This is a genomic window from Petrotoga sp. 9PW.55.5.1, from assembly GCF_003265365.1.
Taxonomy (GTDB): Bacteria; Thermotogota; Thermotogae; order Petrotogales; family Petrotogaceae; genus Petrotoga.
On record NZ_AUPM01000060.1, the window covers coordinates 26,774 to 45,665 of the forward strand.

Annotated in this window: 17 protein-coding genes; all 17 read left to right on the forward strand. The window is 33.5% G+C overall.

The annotated features are described in order from the left end of the window. The first annotated feature begins 14 nt into the window (after nt 1-14). From PW5551_RS08935 to PW5551_RS09015, 17 genes are read left to right on the forward strand one after another with little or no spacing between them, the layout of a single operon-like run. The gene (locus PW5551_RS08935) at nt 15-494 is read left to right on the forward strand and encodes a (2Fe-2S)-binding protein (protein WP_113075433.1); all 480 of its coding nucleotides are present in this window, start codon (nt 15-17) and stop codon (nt 492-494) included. A 4-nt stretch (nt 495-498) separates the two neighbouring features. Continuing rightward, nucleotides 499-1,863, forward strand: coding sequence for an 8-oxoguanine deaminase (locus PW5551_RS08940; protein WP_113075434.1), 1,365 nt, complete (start codon nt 499-501; stop codon nt 1,861-1,863). A gap of 11 nt (nt 1,864-1,874) precedes the next feature. Then, on the forward strand, nt 1,875-3,203 hold the full coding sequence (gene ssnA / locus PW5551_RS08945) for a putative aminohydrolase SsnA (protein WP_113075435.1): 1,329 nt from the start codon (nt 1,875-1,877) through the stop codon (nt 3,201-3,203). After that, nucleotides 3,145-4,062, forward strand: a complete 918-nt coding sequence (locus tag PW5551_RS08950) for a xanthine dehydrogenase family protein subunit M (RefSeq protein WP_113075436.1) — start codon at nt 3,145-3,147, stop codon at nt 4,060-4,062. The genes ssnA and PW5551_RS08950 overlap by 59 nt, the downstream gene beginning before the upstream one ends. Then, nucleotides 4,059-4,553, forward strand: a complete 495-nt coding sequence (locus tag PW5551_RS08955; protein WP_113075437.1) for a (2Fe-2S)-binding protein — start codon at nt 4,059-4,061, stop codon at nt 4,551-4,553. Before PW5551_RS08950 ends, PW5551_RS08955 begins: the two co-directional genes overlap by 4 nt. Further along, a complete protein-coding gene (locus PW5551_RS10690; RefSeq protein ID WP_113075438.1) occupies nt 4,540-5,829 on the forward strand; it encodes a xanthine dehydrogenase family protein molybdopterin-binding subunit in 1,290 nt (429 codons plus the stop codon). Before PW5551_RS08955 ends, PW5551_RS10690 begins: the two co-directional genes overlap by 14 nt. Further along, on the forward strand, nt 5,813-6,811 hold the full coding sequence (locus PW5551_RS10695; RefSeq protein ID WP_113075439.1) for a xanthine dehydrogenase family protein molybdopterin-binding subunit: 999 nt from the start codon (nt 5,813-5,815) through the stop codon (nt 6,809-6,811). The genes PW5551_RS10690 and PW5551_RS10695 overlap by 17 nt, the downstream gene beginning before the upstream one ends. Continuing rightward, complete coding sequence (locus PW5551_RS08970; RefSeq protein WP_113075440.1) at nt 6,804-7,361, forward strand: nucleoside-triphosphatase; 558 nt, start codon at nt 6,804-6,806, stop codon at nt 7,359-7,361. The genes PW5551_RS10695 and PW5551_RS08970 overlap by 8 nt, the downstream gene beginning before the upstream one ends. Before the next feature lie 12 nt (nt 7,362-7,373). Continuing rightward, the gene (locus tag PW5551_RS08975; protein WP_113075441.1) at nt 7,374-8,459 is read left to right on the forward strand and encodes a 4Fe-4S binding protein; all 1,086 of its coding nucleotides are present in this window, start codon (nt 7,374-7,376) and stop codon (nt 8,457-8,459) included. 25 nt (nt 8,460-8,484) lie between these two features. Further along, complete coding sequence (ade, locus tag PW5551_RS08980) at nt 8,485-10,197, forward strand: adenine deaminase (RefSeq protein ID WP_113075442.1); 1,713 nt, start codon at nt 8,485-8,487, stop codon at nt 10,195-10,197. 25 nt (nt 10,198-10,222) lie between these two features. After that, a complete protein-coding gene (locus PW5551_RS08985; protein ID WP_113075443.1) occupies nt 10,223-11,545 on the forward strand; it encodes an NCS2 family permease in 1,323 nt (440 codons plus the stop codon). Between the two features lie 32 nt (nt 11,546-11,577). Beyond that, the gene (locus PW5551_RS08990; RefSeq protein WP_113075444.1) at nt 11,578-12,168 is read left to right on the forward strand and encodes an NTP transferase domain-containing protein; all 591 of its coding nucleotides are present in this window, start codon (nt 11,578-11,580) and stop codon (nt 12,166-12,168) included. Nucleotides 12,169-12,190: 22 nt separating this feature from the next. Next, nucleotides 12,191-13,195: an ABC transporter substrate-binding protein gene (locus PW5551_RS08995; RefSeq protein ID WP_113075445.1), complete on the forward strand. Its 1,005-nt coding sequence runs from the start codon at nt 12,191-12,193 to the stop codon at nt 13,193-13,195. A gap of 21 nt (nt 13,196-13,216) precedes the next feature. Continuing rightward, nucleotides 13,217-14,236 (forward strand): iron ABC transporter permease, encoded by a 1,020-nt coding sequence (locus PW5551_RS09000; RefSeq protein WP_113075446.1) that lies wholly within the window; start codon nt 13,217-13,219, stop codon nt 14,234-14,236. After that, nucleotides 14,233-14,994, forward strand: a complete 762-nt coding sequence (locus tag PW5551_RS09005) for an ABC transporter ATP-binding protein (protein WP_113075447.1) — start codon at nt 14,233-14,235, stop codon at nt 14,992-14,994. Before PW5551_RS09000 ends, PW5551_RS09005 begins: the two co-directional genes overlap by 4 nt. A gap of 31 nt (nt 14,995-15,025) precedes the next feature. Beyond that, a complete protein-coding gene (glgX, locus tag PW5551_RS09010; protein WP_113075448.1) occupies nt 15,026-17,182 on the forward strand; it encodes a glycogen debranching protein GlgX in 2,157 nt (718 codons plus the stop codon). Between the two features lie 24 nt (nt 17,183-17,206). Continuing rightward, nucleotides 17,207-18,871, forward strand: coding sequence for a formate--tetrahydrofolate ligase (locus PW5551_RS09015; protein ID WP_113075449.1), 1,665 nt, complete (start codon nt 17,207-17,209; stop codon nt 18,869-18,871). Nucleotides 18,872-18,892 lie beyond the last annotated feature (21 nt).

Sequence of the window (18,892 nt, forward strand, 5' to 3'; positions counted from 1 at the left end):
AGGAGGAAGATTCAATGAATAAAATTAGCGTAACTTTTTATGTTAACGGGAAAAAAGAGGTTCTTGAAGTAACACCAAAAGAAAGACTTTTAGATACTTTAAGAGATCAGCTAAAATTAAAAAGTGTCAAAGAAGGTTGTGATGTTGGAGAATGTGGAGCTTGTACTGTAATACTTAATGGACAAGCTGTCCATTCTTGTTTAGTATTAACTGCTCAACTCGATGGAGATGAGGTGTACACAACAGAAAGTTTAGAAAAAGATGGGTTATTGGATCCTCTTCAGCAAGCTTTTATAGACCACCAAGCTGTACAGTGTGGTTTTTGTACCCCTGGTATTCTTATGTCGGCAAAGGCTCTATTAAATAAGAATCCCAATCCTACAAGAGAAGAAATTAAAACAGCTATAGAAGGTAATTTATGTAGGTGTACTGGTTATGAACAAATTATACAAGCTATTGAAAGTGTTAGCGAAAAAAAACTAAGTAGTAGGTGATCGTATGTCTAATATTTTAATAAAGAATGTAAAAAGTATCGTTACTATGAATGAAAACAGAGAAATATTGGAAGGGTATTCTATACTTATAAAAGGAAATAAAATAGAGAAAATAGGTAAGGATATAGATATAAGTGATGAAAAATTGGATGAAATAATTGACGGTTCAAACTGTTATGTTTACCCAGGATTAATCAATACTCACCACCATTTTTATCAAACTTTAACTAGGAATATTCCTCAAGCTCAAAATGTTGAGCTATTTGATTGGTTAAAGTTTTTGTATCCAATATGGGCGAAAGTATCCCCTAAGGCGGTTTATTATAGTACACTTGTTGCTGCTGGAGAACTTTTGAAAACTGGATGTACTACCTCTGTTGATCATTTTTATGTTTTTCCAAAAGATCAACCGCCTGATTTGCTAGACAATGAATTTAACGCAGCTAAAGATATTGGAATAAGATTGCATGCGAGTAGAGGAAGTATGTCTTTGAGTGAAAAAGACGGCGGCCTACCTCCTGACTCGGTAGTTCAAACTGAGAGAGAAATTTTAGAAGATTCTCAAAGAGTGATAGAAAAATTCCATGACCCTACTGTTTATTCTATGAATAGAGTAATTCTTGCCCCATGTTCTCCTTTTTCAGTAACCAAAGAGTTGCTTGAAGAATCAATAAAACTTGCTCGCCAATACAATGTTTCCAGCCATACGCATTTAGCTGAAACTAAAGATGAAGAGCAATTCTGTTTAGATAAATTTGGTATGCGACCTCTTGAATATATGGAAAGTTTAGGATGGACAGGACCAGATGTTTGGTATGCACACGGTGTTCATTTCACCGAAAAAGAAATAGATAAACTTGCTTCAACAAAAACTGGAGTGGCACACTGCCCCGTTTCAAATCAAAAATTAGCTTCAGGGGCTGCTAAAATTCCTTATATGTTAAAAAAAGGCCTTAGATTAGGGCTCGCAGTTGATGGAAGTGCTAGTAATGACTCATCGAACATGATTTTAGAGATGAAAATTGGTTTTCTAATGAATCGTTTGATACATGGAATTAAAAGTATTACTGCCGAAGATATTTTGCACATAGCAACAGTAGGAGGAAGCCAATTAATTAACCAACCAGAATTGGGTAGTTTAGAAGAAGGAAAAGCTGCCGATTTATTTTTAGTTAATACAAACAGACTAGGATACGCTGGAGGACTTTACGATCCTATTTCTCTTTTAATTAACACAGGAGACTCACAGATCGTAGACATAACCATAGTTAACGGTGAAATTGTAGTTAAACAAGGACAACTTGTTAATGTAGATGAAAGAAAGATAATCGAAGAGGCCAACAAAATATCAAAAGCTATGGTTGAATAAGGAGGTCTTTAATGCTGCTTTTAACCAACGCTAAGATTTTAACTTTTGATGAGAATATGACAATTATCGAAGATGGAGCAATTTTTATCGAAAATGGAACAATCAAAGATATCGGGAATACCGAAGAGTTAGAAATGAAATACCCTGATGCGATTTTTAAAAATGTTAAAAATAATATAGTAATGCCAGGACTAATAAATACTCACACGCATTTATACAGCACATTTGCTAGAGGTATGGGTTTAAAAGATAAACCACCATCAAATTTCGTGGAAATTTTAAAAAAATTGTGGTGGCGTTTGGATAATACTTTAAATGAAAAAGATATATATTATAGTGCTCTTTTTGCTATATGCGAATGTATCAGGAATGGTGTGACGACTATTTTCGACCATCATGCTAGTTATAACTATATCGATGGAAGTTTAGATATTATCGAAGATGCTGTTAAAAGATGTGGAATTAGAGCTAATTTATCCTATGAAATATCAGATAGACATGGTAAAGAAAAATCACAAGCTGCAATTAAAGAAAACGAAAGGTTCATAAGAAAAGTACAACGTATTAAAAACAGTCATTTAAAGGGTCTGATAGGATTACATGCTTCTTTTACATTAGAGGACGAAACACTTAAAACCGTTTCTGAATTATCCCAAGAATTGAACGTTCCTATTCACGTTCATGTTGCAGAAGGGATTCAAGATTACCAAGACAGTGTAAAAAGAGGGTACAACGGGGTAATAGATAGATTAAATAGATTTAATATCTTAAATCCTGGATCTTTGCTCGTTCATGGGGTTCACATACAAAAAGAAGAAATTGATGTCGTGAAAAGAAGCGGTTCATATTTAATTCATAACCCCGAATCAAATATGAACAACGCTGTGGGAGCCGCTCCCATTAAAAGCTTTATTGAAAACAATATCGTTACAGGTTTAGGAACAGATGCATATACACACGATATGTTTGAGAGTATAAAAACTGCAAATTTACTATATAAACATGAATCAAAAGATCCAAGAGTTGGATGGAACGAGGTTTACGATATGGCTTTTATTAATAATAAAAAGATAGCAAGCAGGTTTTTTGACAAAAAATTAGGCTCTATTGAAAAAGGATTACCTGCAGATTTAATAGTTATTGATTATTCTTCTCCAACACCAATTGAAAAAGAAAATGTCTTTGCCCATATTTTATTTGGAATGAATGGGTCTATGGTACAAACAGTTCTTGTTGATGGGAAAATACTTATGGACAATCGGGAGGTGACTTTTTTAGATTATGAACAATTACGAAGAAGAACTCAAATACAAGCAAGAGACTTCTGGCAAAGATTTTAAAGAATACTTTTCTCCCAGCAACATTCAAGATGCAGTAGAATTACTGAGTGAATATGGTTCAGATATTAGAATTATAGCAGGTGGAACAGATATTCTTGTAGAATATTTTGATAAGTTGTACGAAATTGAAAGATGGCTTGACCTTAAAAATATTGAACAGATGAAAAAAATAGAAGTAAAGAATGACGTTATAGAAATTGGCTCACTTGTTACACATGCTCAAATTGAGAAATCTGAAACAATTAGAGAATACCTACCTGTTTTAAAGGCAGCTGCTTGGGATGTAGGTTCACCCCAAATCAGAAATCGTGGAACTATTGGCGGCAATATCTGCACTTCTTCTCCTGCAGGAGATTTATTGGCTCCACTTATTGCTTATGATGCTATTTTTAGATTAGTTTCTAAAAACAATACAAGAGACATATCTGCTGAAGATTTTTTCGTTGGCCCAAAAAGAAACATTCTTCAAAATGATGAGATATTATACAAAATTATTATCCCTATCCCTAAGAAAAATACTTATGGAAAATGGATTAAAGTTGGAAAAAGAAAGGCTTTAATTATTTCAAGCATAACTCTTGCTTTTGTAATTTCCTTTGACAAGGATAATAGAATAGAAAAAGTTCGATGTTGCCTTGGTTCAGTTGCCCCAACTCCTGTTTCTATAAAACAGATTGAGGAGATAATGTTGAATAAGAAATTAAGCGACATAGAGTATGAAAATATTGGGAGAATCGTTTCAGAAAGCATTTCCCCTATTGATGATATTAGAGGTACTAAAGAGTATCGACGTGAAGTAGCAAAAAGAATTACTATCAATGCTTTAGAAGAAATAGAAAGGATGGTGAGGGTAGGTTGAAAATATCTATAACTGTAAACGGAGAAGTAAGAAATCCTGATGTAAGTTCAACTACCCGCTTGTTAGATTTGTTAAGAGATGATCTAAAGTTAACTGGGACTAAAGAAGGTTGTGGAAAAGGAGAATGTGGGGCATGTACAGTTATAATGAATGGTGAACTAGTTACTTCCTGTTTAGTTTTAGCTTATCAAGCTGATGGAGCAGAAATTATAACAGTTGAAGGATTAGGATTTGAAGATAAAATTGATCCAATTCAAGAAGCGTATATCGAAACTGGTGCAGTTCAATGCGGATTCTGTACTCCAGGGTTTATCATTTCAACTAAAAAGTTGTTAGAAGAGAATCCTCATCCTACCGATGAAGAGATCAGAAGGGGACTTTCAGGAAATATATGTAGATGCACAGGATATCAAAAGATTATAGACGCCGTGAAATTAGCCTCTAAAAAGTTAGAAATGATTAAAAGAGGTGAGAACGTTGAAGCCAAATAAGTATATAGGTGAAAATGTTTTTAAAGTAGATGCAAAAGATAAAGTTACAGGAAAAGCCATTTATCCCGATGATATATATTTTGAAGATATGCTTTATGTAAAAGTCAAAAGAGCAACTCATCCTCATGCAATTCTTCAAAAAATAGATGTTAGTAAGGCAGAAGCTCTACCTGGGGTTGTAAAAGTAATTACAAAAAAAGATTTCCCTAATTTAAACAAATTTGGATTGATTATAAAAGATCAACCTGTTTTAGTTGGAATAGGCGAGAAAATGAGGTTCATGGGAGATGCCCTTGCAATTGTAATTGCTAAAAATAAAGAAATCGCTAATAGAGCTGTAAAATTGATAAAGGTTGAAGTAAAAGAGTTAGAAGTAATCTCAAGTCCCTTTAGAGCAATGGAAAGCGATGCGCCAAAAATTCATGAAGAAGGAAATATATTACTTACTCATTATTTAAACAAAGGAGACATCGAAAAAGGATTCAAAGAATCTGATGTAATAATAGAAAAAGAGTATAAAACTCAGCATATAGATCAGCTGCCTCTACAGGTAGAATCAGGAGTAGCCGTGTACGATGAGAATAGTGGGGTTGTTACTATCTGGGCTGCGACTCAGTGGATTCATGATAGCCAAGCGGATATTGCTCAATCACTTAATTTACCAAAAGAAAAAATAAGAATTATCCAACCAGTAATTGGTGGAGCTTTTGGAAGAAAAGAAGACATATCTGTTCATATTCATTTGGCGTTAGCTGCAATGGCAACTAAAAGACCTGTTAAATTGACTTACACAAGGGAAGAGTCTATGACAGCTCAGTCAAAAAGGCATCCAATATATATTAAAGCAAAAACTGGTGCAACCAAAGATGGGAAGTTAAAAGCTTGGGAAGTAGAAGTTGTTGGAGATACAGGTGCTTATGCATCAAGTGGGCCTGCCGTAGTTCATAAAGGAATGTATCATTGTACTGGTCCTTACGATGTTCCAAACGTAAAGGGTGTTGCTTACACTGTTTATACAAATAACACCTATGGTGGAGCTATGAGAGGCTTTGGAACAACTCAAATGGCATTTGCTTATGAATCTCAAATGAATATCCTCGCTGAAGAATTAGGCATGGATCCAGTTGAACTTAGATTAAAGAATGCATATAGAATTGGCTCTACAACACCTAACGGTCAAAAATTAATCCAAAGTGTTAACGTTATTAAAACGATCGAAGAAGCTGTAAAACTCTCCAAAGAAAAAGAAGGTGTTTTTTATGAAGAAAAAAGGTAGAGGCATGGCGACTATAATGTTTGGTTATGGATATGGTGAAGGGTTCCCCGATTATTCTCATGCAAGTGTAGAGTTAACGGATGATGAAAAGATTTTAGTTAAGACTGCCGCTGCCGATGTTGGACAGGGAGTACTAACTGTTATTACTCAAGTAGCGGCTGAAGTTTTGAAAGTAGACATAAATAAAGTAGAAGTAATTCAAGGAGACACCCATAAGACTAAAAATTCTGGTTCCACATCAGCAACACGTCAAACAACTTTTAGTGGAAATGCTGTAAAAATGGCCAGTGAGGATTTGCTTGGGAAAATATATCATTATGCAAGTGTAGAGTTTAATAGTAACTATCCTGAATTAGGGATTAAAGATGGAACAGTTTTTTTAAATGAAAATCCAGATAAAAAAATCAGCATATGGGAGCTTAAAAAGTTAGTTGAAAAGAAAGGTGAAAACTTAAAAGGCGAGGCTACATATTTCCCACCCACATATGCACCTAATCCTGAAAATGGACAATCTGATTTGTTGTATGTTGCATATACTTTTATGACACAAATTATAGACGTTGAAGTTGACACTAATACAGGAGTTGTCGAAGTCAAAGATGTTTATACTGCTCTTGATTGTGGTAAAGCAATAAATCCAATCAACGTAGAAGGTCAAATAGAAGGCGGCACAGCTCAAGGTATAGGTATGGCACTTATGGAAGAAACAGTGATAAAAGAAGGTATAACACTAAATCCTAATATGACTGGTTACCTTGTTCCAACTTCACTGGATGTTCCAAAATTTCATTCTGTTTTAGTTGAAAACGGAGATTCTATTGGCCCGTTTGGAGCTAAAGGTATAGGCGAACCAACAACCATTGCAGCATCTCCAGCAATAGCGGATGCAATTTATAACGCAATAGGAGTAAGGTTTTATGAATTACCTATAACTCCTGAAAAAATTATCGCAGCTTTAAAGGAAAAAGAAAACTGTGATTAACAATATATTTTTAACTGGCAGAATCGGGGTTGGAAAAACAACCATTATAAAAAAGATTTTAAAGAAACTGAAACCAAAAATCGGAGGCTTTACGGTTTATAAAGAGGGAGAAATATTCAATTGGAATGCTTTTTATCTAATTGAGAGCAGTTATCTAATCGATGAAAAAATTGTTTTAAATTTATCTGAAGAGAATAGATTCGCATATCGAAAAGAGAATTACTTTAAGTGGTTAGTTAATACAAAAGCCTTTGATGAAGTTGGTGTGAGATTACTTTCTCCGTCGAATTTTGTTGACATTATTATAATGGACGAATTAGGTAGATTTGAATTAAATGCTTATGAATTTCAAAAAAAGGTGTATTCTCTATTAGATTCTAAAATTCCTGTTTTAGGTGTCATAAAAGATGAATCAAATGAATTTCTTGATAAAATTCGTAATAGAACAGATGTAGAAATTTTTAAAATTACCGAAGAGAATAGAGAGAGCCAATACGAAGATGTATATAATTTAGTTAAAAATTTAATAAGTTATCAAAAATCTTTTTGAGGATGTGATTGTATGGCTGATATATCTGTTAATCTTTTGGGAATGTTATTAAAAAATCCAGTTATGCCCGCGGCAGGACCCCCTATTAGAAACGGTGAGGCTGCTCATAGAGCAAAAGAAGGTGGAGCTGGAGCTATAGTCACTAAAACCGTTTCCGTTGAAGCTGCAAAAGTTCCAAAACCTAATATGGCTCAAGTTAAAGGTGGTTTTATAAACACAGAATTATGGTCCGAACTTCCTTTAGAAAAATGGATAGAGGAAGAGTATCCAAAAGTGGTTGAAACAGGATTGCCAGTTATTATTGGAGTAGGATATACCGCTGAAGAAATTAGAGAAGTTATTCCAAAGGTAGAAAAATTTGCAGATGGTTTTGAATTATCAACTCATTATTTAGGTGGCGATCCAACCCCTATGATTAACAGTATCAAAGCTGCCAAAGAGTCAACTGATCTTCCTGTAATGGTTAAATTAAGTCCACAGATTGATATTCCTACATTTTCCAAAGAAGCTGAAAAAGCTGGTGCAGACGGGATTGTGCTGATAAATTCTTTTGGTCCAACATTGGATATAGATTTGGAAACTGGACGAGCCTTACTAGGTAGTAAAAATGGTTATGGTTGGCTTTCAGGACAAGCGATCTTTCCTTTGGCACTTAAATCCGTCTTTGAGGCGGTAAAATCCGTTAATATTCCTGTCATTGGTGTAGGAGGTATAAGTACCGCTAAAGAGGCCGTAAAGATGATTATGGCAGGTGCTCAAGCTGTACAGGTATGTACGGCAGCTATTTTAACCGGCCCACAAATATATGGAAAAATATCTAAAGACATTGAAAATTTTCTTGATAGTCATGGTTACAAATCTTTAGATGAAATTAGAGGGATTGCCCAACAGAATATTATTGATCAGCCAAGGTATGAGTTGGTAATACCTAATGTTAACGATGAAAAGTGTACAGAATGTGGTCTTTGTTTAAAAAGTTGTGTTTATGATGCAATACATTTGGTTAAATCACTTAACAGTGTAAGAATTGATAAGGATAAGTGTGAAGGATGCGGTTTGTGTGTTTCTAGATGCAATTTTAATGCCTTAACTATCTGAAATATACGGAAGGAGACTACTTTTTATGTCTAATAAGAACCTTTTGTCCGTTGCTTTAGGAAAAGAAAAGGCAGATATTGTTTTTAAAAATGGTAAAATAATTGACGTTTTTAATGAAAGAATTATTGAAGAAGACTTGGCCATTTCGAATGGGAAAATTATTGGTTGGGGTAATTATTCTGGAGTTAAAGAAATTGATTTAAATGGGAAATACATTTCTCCCGGTTTTATTGATGCTCATTTGCATTTAGAAAGCACAATGGTTTCTGTTGAAGAGTTTGCTAAGACAGTCATTCCCTTAGGAACATTAACGATTGTTGCTGATCCCCATGAAATTGCAAACGTTGCTGGAGAGATAGGTGTTGAATATTTTCTTAATTTAGGAAAGAATTTACCTTGGAATTTTAATTTAATGATTCCTTCTTGTGTTCCCGTAACTCCTTTTGATAAATCAGGCGCCGTTTTAGATGCTTTAAAGATAAAAGAAATGTTATCAAAAAATCAATTCTTTGGTTTAGGAGAGGTAATGGATTTCGAAGGTGTTATAAATGGTCAGGATTATATATGGGATAAGATAGAGTTAATGCAAAATTATTTTATCGATGGTCATGCACCAAAATTAAACGGTAAATTATTAAATGCTTATCTTTTAGCGGGTATTAGAGCGGACCACGAAACAACAACTTCACAAGAGGCTTTAGAAAAAGTTTCTAAAGGTTTGTATGTAATGGTAAGAGAAGGTTCGGTTACAAGAGATTTAGAAAGTATATTACCAGCAATAAACGACTCTAATGTTAGCTATTTTCTATTTGCAACAGATGATAGGCATCCTGAAGATTTATTATCAGAAGGACATATTAATTTCATGATTAAAAAGGCCATAAATTTGGGTATGAATCCTTTAAGAGCAATTAGGCTTGCAACAATTAATGCAGCTAAAGCCCTTGGGATCAATTATTTAGGAGCTATTGCCCCTGGTTATCAAGCGGATTTAATTATTGTAGATAATTTGAATGAGCTAACTATAAAGGAAGTTTATAAAGATGGAATTTTGGTAGCAAAAGATGGAAAGTTTCTTTTTTCTATAAATAGTGGTAATTCACCAAAGCCAGAGCTGGTATTTAACTCTATTAAAATTCCTAAAATTAAAGAAAATGATTTTCATCTGCCACATGGTAAAACTTATAGAGTCATGAGTTTAATAAAAGATCAGATAGTTACTAAATTAGATTTTTTTTCTCCAGAATCCGAATTATATGAAGATGAATTAATAAAAAATGGGATAAATAAAATTGCAGTTGTGGAAAGGTACCAGAAAAATGGTAAAATAGGACTAGGCTTATTAAAAGGATTTAATTTAAAATCCGGCGCAATTGCTAGCTCAATAGCTCATGATTCTCATAATATCATAGTTATAGGGAGCAATTCTTACGATATGAAAGTTGCTGTTGAAAAGATATCTGAACTTCATGGTGGAATCGTTGTAACTAAAGATGGAAACGTGCTAGATTTTTTACCGTTACCAGTTGGAGGATTAGTTTCTGAAGAACCTATTGAATATGTTTCACAAAAGTTGAAAGATCTAAGAAAAATCGTCTACGACTTAGGTGTAAAGATTCAAAGTCCATTTATGACTTTAGCTTTTATGGGTTTACCAGTTGTTCCAGAACTAAAAATTACTTGCGAAGGATTGTACGATGTTGTAAACCATTCCTTCGTAAGTTTGGTGTTAGAATAAACATTCCAAAAGAGGGGGTAGGAACATGGCTGAATCAAAACAGGTAGGCTTTTTGGAAAGAACTTTTAAATTGAAGGAAAACGGAACTAACGTTAGGACGGAAGTATTGGCAGGGATTACCACGTTTATGACCATGGCTTATATTATTTTCGTAAACCCATCTATTTTGAGTGATGCTGGTATGCCTTTCAATGGAGTCTTTATTGCTACTATTGCAGGAGCTATTTTAGGTACTGTGATGATGGCACTTTTAACGAACTATCCTTTTGCATTAGCTTCAGGAATGGGATTGAACGCATTTTTTGCTTATTCTGTTGTTATAGGAATGGGAGTTACTTGGCAAACCGCTCTTGGTCTTGTATTTATTGAAGGTATCATATTTATTATCTTGAGCGTTACCCCTGTTAGACAAATGATAGTTAACTCTATTCCCATGGGCTTAAAAACAGGTATAAGTTCTGGAATTGGTTTGTTTATAGCTTTTATTGGATTACAAAATGCTGGAATAGTGGTAGCTGATCCCGCTACTTTAGTTAGAATGGGCGACATATTTTCGGGAACGGCTTTAATCGCTATTTTAGGCTTAATCATTACTGGAATTTTGCACGCATTAAGAGTTAAAGGGGCTTTACTAATAGGTATTATTATTGCAACTATCTTAGGATTGTTCAATGGGGTTACGCCAACTCCTCAAGGGGTAGTGGCTTTGCCTAAAATGGCAGATTGGAATCAGGTTTTATTTGAATTAGACTTAAGATCAGCCTTTAGCTTTAGTATGATAGGTGTTTTAATTTCTTTCTTATTCGTAGACCTTTTCGATACAGCCGGAACTTTAGTAGGAGTTAGCCAACAAGCAGGATATTTGAAAGAGGACGGTTCTCTTCCAAAGGCAGATAAAGCTCTCTTGGCGGATGCTATAGCTACAACAGGCGGAGCTCTTTTTGGAACAAGTACAGTAACAACATATGTTGAATCTGCTTCTGGAGTTTCTGAAGGAGGTAGAACAGGTCTTACAGGTTATGTTGTTGCAATTTTATTTTTCTTATCACTGTTTTTTCAACCAATAATTGCTATAGTTCCAGGTGCAGCAACTGCTCCAGCTTTGATAATAGTAGGTGTAATGATGTTATCCAATATAAGGTCTATTAAATGGGATGACTTTACAGAAGTTTTACCCGCTTTTGTTGCTATGATAGCTATGCCACTAACTTATTCAATTTCAAATGGAATAGCTTTAGGATTCATTACATATCCAATAATTAAATTATTCACTGGAAAAGCTAAAGAGGTTCATTGGTTAGTATATCTTTTATGTGTATTGTTTATCGTGTATTTTATATGGTTATAAATTAGAAATAAAAAAATAGAAAGGTTGGTTTAATGGTTACGTCCATAGTTTTGGCAGCTGGAGAATCTAAAAGAATGGGAGAAATAAAGCAGTTACTTCCTTGGGAAGATAAAACTATAATAGAGAGCGTTGTTTTCAATCTAATACGTTGTCAATATATAAAAGAGATAAGAGTTGTACTTGGAGCTAATTATGAAAAAATTAAACCAATTTTTTCTAATATTAGTGAAAAGAAAATAAAAGTATTAATTAATGAAAATTATAAAAACGGAATGATAACAACCGTTTGGACAGGTTTGAAACTTCTCCCAAAAGATACAGAATATATTCTTTTTACTTTGGGAGACATGCCTTTAATTAGAACAGCTACTTATAATCAATTGATGACAGAATTAATTAAAAGTAAGCCCCCTATTTTAGCCCCTACATATATGGGCTGTAGGGGGCATCCTTTGATAGTTCATAAAACATTTGTACCCGATATATTTAAGTTAAATGGGCCTGGTGGGCTAAGGAATCTTTTGAAACTTTACCCTGAAAAAATTAATTATTTAGAAATAGAAGATGAAGGTATATTAATTGACATTGATACTCCCGAGGAATACGAAAAATATAAACATTAATCTAATACAAAGGAGTTTTTTTATGAAAAAGTATTTCTTATTCTTTATATTTATTATCTTATTAATGCTAACTACGCTTTTTTCTTCTGACTTTGTTATTGTGAGAGATATGATTGGAAGAGAAGTGAAAGTTCCCCTTAATGTTGAAAGAATTATAACTACCTATAAACCGGCTACACAGTTTGTCTTTGCATTAAATGAGCAAGATAAGTTAGTAGGTGTAGATGATGGATCAAGTAGAGAAAAATTATTCAGTTACATATATCCAGAAATAAAAAATTTAACGCCTGTGGGTTCAAAAAGAGAAGGAGTAAATATTGAAACAATCGCTTCACTACATCCAGATGTGGTTATTTTATTTCCCCATAACGAAGCAGAATTAACAGCTTCTAAACTTGAACAATTAGGGATAGCATCTTTCGTAATCAATCCGGAAAGTTTGGAACAAATTAGAGAAACTAACATATTACTTGGTAAAGTATTAGGTTTAGAAGAAAAGGCAAGAATAGTCGATGAACAGTTTGAAAATATTCTTAATATATTACAAAGGACAAAGAACTTACCAAACAATCAAAAAAAAGTTATTTATTTTGCTAATTCAGAATTATTAGATACAGTTGGAGAAGGTTTATTGCAAAATGATATGATAGAATTAGCAGGGGGTATAAATCCTGCCGCAATGAACAAAAAAGGTTTTGTGAAGATTTCCCCTGAACAATTGATCGTTTGGAATCCTGATATGGTAGTTACTTCTCAATTATATAGAGGGAATATAGATGATTTATTAAATGATCCTAAATATCGTTATGTCAATGCTTTTAAAAATAAAGAAGTTTATCGATTCCCTTCAGAATTAGAACCATGGGATTTTCCTAGTCCTTCTTCATATTTAGGAATGTTATGGTTGGCTATAAACGCTCATCCCGATTTATTTACAGATATTGATTATGAACAAATTGTAAATGATTTTTATTATACATTGTACGGGATCTCTTACAATGAACTTTTAAATAAGGCAAATAACTAAAAATTACTTGGAGATATAAAAATGCATATACAAAGTCAAAGAAAAATATTGACACTATTAATTGTGTTATTAATCTCGGTTTTTATAATTTCTCTTTTTATAGGGAGATACAAAATATCTATATCTGATATTTTAACAAATATGGGAACACGAATTATTAGAGAAGAGCCTATAAATAGCAACGATTGGAACGTTTTTTTCTATATACGTTTACCAAGAATAATTTTAGTAACTATAGTTGGTGCTATTTTATCCATGACTGGGGCGACATATCAAAGCGTTTTTAGAAATCCTTTAGCTTCACCTTCGATTTTAGGAGTATCAGCTGGATCAGCTTTTGGGGTAGCTTTAGGGATTTTGCTGAACAAAGAGGGTTTGTTAGGACCTTACTTATTCTCCTTTTCTTTTGGGCTTATAGCGGTGTTTTTGACTTTTTATATCTCTGTATGGAGTAAAGTTAAGGGAGTTACAGTTTTAGTCTTAGCTGGAATGGCTGTAACTTCTTTTTTCAATGCAGGAGTTTCTTTAATACAGTACTTAGCTGATCCCTATGAGAAATTACCAAATATTGTTTTTTGGCTGATGGGAGGATTTAACAGAGCAGGATGGAGAGAGGTTTATATTTCTCTATTTACTATGGTTCCAGGTATTATAATACTTTTAATATTAAGATGGCATTTAAACGTTATGTCAATGGGGGATGAAGAAGCTATATCGATGGGTGTCAACGTTAAATGGACGAGGATATTACTAATATTTGTGAGTACTGTGATGATTGCTCCAACAGTTGCTGTTGCAGGCCAAGTGACTTGGATAGGTTTGGTAACTCCTCATATAGCTAGATATATTATAGGAGCGAATCATAGGTATATGCTTCCAGCAGCAGGTGTTTTAGGAGGCATATTGTTATTAATTATGGATAATATTGCACGAACTCTCACTCCATCTGAGATACCTATAAGTATTGTTACTGCATTTATTGGCGCTCCTTTTTTTGTGTATCTTCTTATACGTAGAAGAGAAAGTGGGTGGAATCAATGATAAAGGTTAAAAACCTATCTTTTTCATATGAACCTAATAAAAAAACAATCGATGATATTAATTTTTCTTTTAATAAAGGAGAGCTTGTAGCTTTGTTAGGACCAAATGGTTCTGGGAAAACTACTATTTTGAAATGTTTAAATGGCCTATTAAAACCGTATTTCGGAGAAATTTATATCGAAGATACTAATATCCGCCATTTAAAAAATAGAGAGATTGCCAAACTTATTAGCGTTGTACCTCAAGAACATGCATCGGTTTTTTCTTATTCTGTGTTGGATATAGTATCAATGGGTGTAACGCCTTATCTAACCTTAGGGAAAATGCCTAATAAGAAAGATTACCAGAAGGCTTTTGAAATGCTGAAATTTTTCAATATTGGAAAGCTTTCAGAAAAAAATTTCAATCAATTAAGTGGTGGAGAAAAGCAATTAGTTTTAATAGCAAGAGCTTTGATGCAAGATACTGATTATTTAGTAATGGATGAACCTACATCTCATTTGGATTTTAAAAATCAGTACTTATTAATGAAAGAAATGAAAAAGTTGAGTGAAGAAGGAAAAGGGGTTATTACTGCTCTACATGATCCAAATTTGGCTCTCAGATTTTGCGATAAAATTATTATGGTAAAAAATGGAAAAATAATTTCAAGTGGTAAAAAAGAAAAAGTTATGAATGCAAAGAATCTTCAAACTCTGTATGAAGTTGATATATCGGTAGATTATATTAAGGATAAAAGCATTATTTACATAAATTAAGAAATATAACGAATTATTGGAAGGTGTTGCTATGGAAGTCAAAAGTCAATCCACAAAAAGTGGCAGATTTAAAGTAACAAAAGGCGAACCAATATTGGGAACTAGAATTGAAGATAATGGGGTTAATTTTGGTATATATACAAGAAATGGGCCTTCTGTAACCTTGGAAATATACGAAAAGTATTATGATGAAACTCCTATTTTCAAATATACGTTAGATAAGATTGCTAATAGAACAGGAGATGTTTGGCACGTATTTGTTGAAAATATAGGAGCTGGATATTATTATGGATGGAGAATAGAAGGACCATATGAACCAGAAAAAGGACATAGATTCAATCCAAACAAGTTACTTTTGGACCCGTATGCCAAAGTTCTTGGTGGCAAATTAGACTTTTCAGATTATTCTATTTACGGTTATGATAGAGATAGCAATGAAAAAGATCTCAGTTTTTCTTCCCTCGACTCAGCCAGATCAGGTTTAAAATCAGTTATTTGGAATTGTAAAAATTACAATTGGAAAGATGACATACATCCTAGACATTCACTGAATGATCTTGTTATCTATGAGATGCATGTGAGGCTTTTTACGATAAGTCCGAATTCTGAAGTTGAACATAGAGGAACATACAAAGGAATAATTGAAAAAATTAATTACCTGAAAGAACTTGGCGTAAACGCTGTAGAATTAATGCCAGTGTTTTCATTTTCTATGAACGATAATCTCAACATAAATCCTTTAACAGGGGAAAGATTAAAAAACGTATGGGGATACAACCCTATAAGTTTTTTCTCTGTAACAAACAATTATAGATATGGGCTTAAAATAGGTGACGAGGTTGTACAGTTTCAAGACCTTGTTTATGAATTACATAAGAATGGTATAGAGATAATTTTAGATGTTGTGTACAATCATACTGCAGAAGGAAATGAGATGGGTCCTACTTTAAATTTCAGAGGATTAGAAAATTCTGTCTATTACTTATTGAGTAGGGCAAATCCAAGATATTATGAAAATTATTCAGGAACTGGAAACACGATAAATTCAAGTCATTATGTTGTTAAACAGATGATTCTAGATAGTCTTAGACATTGGGTTTCAGAGATGCATATTGATGGTTTTAGATTTGATTTGGCATCAATTTTAGGAAGAGACCCTAAAGGTAATTGGGTTGGAGACCTTTCTTTGTTAAAAGATATAGCTGACGATCCTATTCTTGCTGGAACAAAACTTATTGCAGAAGGATGGGACGCTGCAGGTGGGTATTATGTTGGCGATTTTCCTACAGGATGGGCAGAATGGAACGGAAAATTTCGAGATACTGTGAGAAAATTTATAAGAGGAGATAACGGAACAGTTACAGACTTAGCCACAAGAATTGCAGGAAGTCCCGACCTTTTTGAGAGAAGAGGAAGAAAACCATACCATAGTGTTAATTTTGTTACTTCCCACGATGGTTTTACGTTATGGGACTTAGTGTCTTATAATAACAAACATAACGAAGCAAATGGAGAGAACAATAAAGATGGAACGGATGCTAATTATAGTTTCAACCATGGTGTGGAAGGTGAAACAAATGATGTGAAGATTATAAAATTAAGAAAACAACAAATAAAAAATTTTATAACTATATTAATGGTTTCTCAAGGACTACCTATGATTTTGATGGGTGATGAATTCTGCAGAACTCAACTAGGTAATAACAATACTTACTGTCAAGATAACCAAATATCTTGGGTAGATTGGAGTAGAAAAAACAAATTTGAAGATATCTTTGAATTCACCAAAAAGATGATAAATTTTAGAAAAAAACATTGTGCACTAAGAAGAGACAGATTTTTCACAGGAAAAGACATAGGAGGAGATGGAATTGCTGATATTACCTGGCATGGAGTCGAACCTTTTAAACCAGATTTCAGTTATTATTCACGTAGTTTAGCTTTTATGATAAGTGGAGATGATTACATAACAAATTGTCAAGAGAAAGATCAAGACATTTACGTTGCTTTAAATGCCTTCGATCAAGATCTTATATTTGAAATCCCTAAGCTTCCTAATGGAAAAAAATGGCATAGAGTCGTTGATACTTCCAAAGAAAGTCCAAAAGATTTTCTTGAAGAGCCATTGAAAGTAGAAAGTCCAAAATACAAAGTCAAATCTAGAAGTTCAATTGTTTTAATATCTTAATAATTCTTAAAAGGAGGATTTTTAATGCTTACAGATATTGAAATCGCAAGGGGAGCAAAATTAAAGAGAATCGAACTCATAGCTAACGAATTAGACATTTCTGAAGAATACTATAGTTTATACGGAAAAAATATCGCAAAGGTATCTCATAATTATTTAAACGAACTAAAATTTAAAGAAGATGGGAAACTAATAATGGTTACAGCAATTACTCCTACGCCTGCAGGAGAAGGTAAAACCACCACAAGTATATCTTTATCAATGGCTTTAAATAAGATCCATAAGAATTCATTAGTAACTTTAAGAGAACCCTCGTTGGGACCGGTAATGGGAATAAAAGGTGGAGCAGCAGGTGGTGGTTATTCACAAGTTCTTCCAATGGAAGATATTAACCTCCATTTTACAGGAGACATACATGCCATAACATCCGCTCATAATCTAATTTCCGCTGTTATAGATGATTATATCAAGTACGATAAATTGAATATAGACCCTACAAGGGTTTCATGGCCTAGGGCGATGGATATGAATGATAGAGCCCTAAGAGAAATTATAGTAGCACTAGGAGGAAGAAAAAACGGTTATCCAAGACAAGATGGATTCATAATTACCGCTGCATCAGAAATTATGGCCATACTATGCTTGTCCCAGAATATGGAAGAGTTAAAAAACAAATTATCCAATATAGTAGTTGCAAGAAATAGAAAAGGTGAACCTATAACTGTGAAAGATTTAGAAATTGAAGGGGCATTAACAGTCTTATTAAAAGATGCTATAAATCCAAATTTAGTTCAAACTATAGAAAACACTCCTGCTTTTGTTCATGGTGGGCCATTTGCAAATATAGCTCACGGAACTAATTCAATACTTGCAACTAAACTCGCATTAAAACTTTCTGATTATGTTGTCACTGAATCTGGTTTTGGATCAGATCTTGGAGCTGAAAAATTCTATGACTTTGTTTCACCTACTTTCGGATTGAAACCATCAGCTACAGTTCTTGTTGCAACGATAAGAGCACTAAAGTACCATGGAGGACAAAAGAAAGATGAATTGAATACTCCAAATACGGAGAATTTGAAAAAAGGTTTAGCCAATTTACAAGTCCACGTAGAAAATTTGAAGAAGTTTAATCTTCCGGTAATTGTTTCGATAAACAAATTTTATTCAGACACAGAAGAAGAGATTTCCATAGTTGAAAATTTTTGCAAAGAATTAGGTGTCGAATCTAGTGTCAATGAGGGATTTGAAAAGGGTTCTCAAGGAGCTATTGATTTAGCTGAAAAAGTTGTTAGACTAACTGAAAAGGAATCAAACTTTACTCCCATATACAATTTTGCAGATCCTATAGAAGAAAAGATAGATAAATTAGCAAAAAATATATACCGCGCTGGAAAGGTAGAGTACACATCTTCTGCTTTATCTTCATTAAAATATCTTAAAAAGTATGGTTATGATAAACTTCCTGTAATTATAGCTAAAACACAGAATTCAATCTCAGATGATCCGAATAAATTAGGAGCTCCAAAAGATTATACATTTACAATAAGAGACTTTGAATTATCCGCTGGTGCTGGATTTGTTGTTGCATTGGCTGGAGATATACTCAGAATGCCTGGACTTTCAAAAGTTCCAAACGCTGTTAATATGGACATAGATGAAAAAGGTGACATCTCTGGATTATCTTAAAAAGTTAAAAAGTATAGGAGG

What these genes read in the sequence shown, in the direction of transcription:
- PW5551_RS08935 (WP_113075433.1), top strand. Translation starts at nt 15, where the DNA reads ATGAATAAAATTAGCGTAACTTTTTATGTTAACGGGAAAAAAGAGGTT.
- PW5551_RS08940 (WP_113075434.1), top strand. Translation starts at nt 499, where the DNA reads ATGTCTAATATTTTAATAAAGAATGTAAAAAGTATCGTTACTATGAAT.
- ssnA (WP_113075435.1), top strand. Translation starts at nt 1,875, where the DNA reads ATGCTGCTTTTAACCAACGCTAAGATTTTAACTTTTGATGAGAATATG.
- PW5551_RS08950 (WP_113075436.1), top strand. Translation starts at nt 3,145, where the DNA reads ATGAACAATTACGAAGAAGAACTCAAATACAAGCAAGAGACTTCTGGC.
- PW5551_RS10695 (WP_113075439.1), top strand. Translation starts at nt 5,813, where the DNA reads ATGAAGAAAAAAGGTAGAGGCATGGCGACTATAATGTTTGGTTATGGA.
- PW5551_RS08975 (WP_113075441.1), top strand. Translation starts at nt 7,374, where the DNA reads ATGGCTGATATATCTGTTAATCTTTTGGGAATGTTATTAAAAAATCCA.
- ade (WP_113075442.1), top strand. Translation starts at nt 8,485, where the DNA reads ATGTCTAATAAGAACCTTTTGTCCGTTGCTTTAGGAAAAGAAAAGGCA.
- PW5551_RS08985 (WP_113075443.1), top strand. Translation starts at nt 10,223, where the DNA reads ATGGCTGAATCAAAACAGGTAGGCTTTTTGGAAAGAACTTTTAAATTG.
- PW5551_RS08990 (WP_113075444.1), top strand. Translation starts at nt 11,578, where the DNA reads ATGGTTACGTCCATAGTTTTGGCAGCTGGAGAATCTAAAAGAATGGGA.
- PW5551_RS08995 (WP_113075445.1), top strand. Translation starts at nt 12,191, where the DNA reads ATGAAAAAGTATTTCTTATTCTTTATATTTATTATCTTATTAATGCTA.
- PW5551_RS09000 (WP_113075446.1), top strand. Translation starts at nt 13,217, where the DNA reads ATGCATATACAAAGTCAAAGAAAAATATTGACACTATTAATTGTGTTA.
- PW5551_RS09005 (WP_113075447.1), top strand. Translation starts at nt 14,233, where the DNA reads ATGATAAAGGTTAAAAACCTATCTTTTTCATATGAACCTAATAAAAAA.
- glgX (WP_113075448.1), top strand. Translation starts at nt 15,026, where the DNA reads ATGGAAGTCAAAAGTCAATCCACAAAAAGTGGCAGATTTAAAGTAACA.
- PW5551_RS09015 (WP_113075449.1), top strand. Translation starts at nt 17,207, where the DNA reads ATGCTTACAGATATTGAAATCGCAAGGGGAGCAAAATTAAAGAGAATC.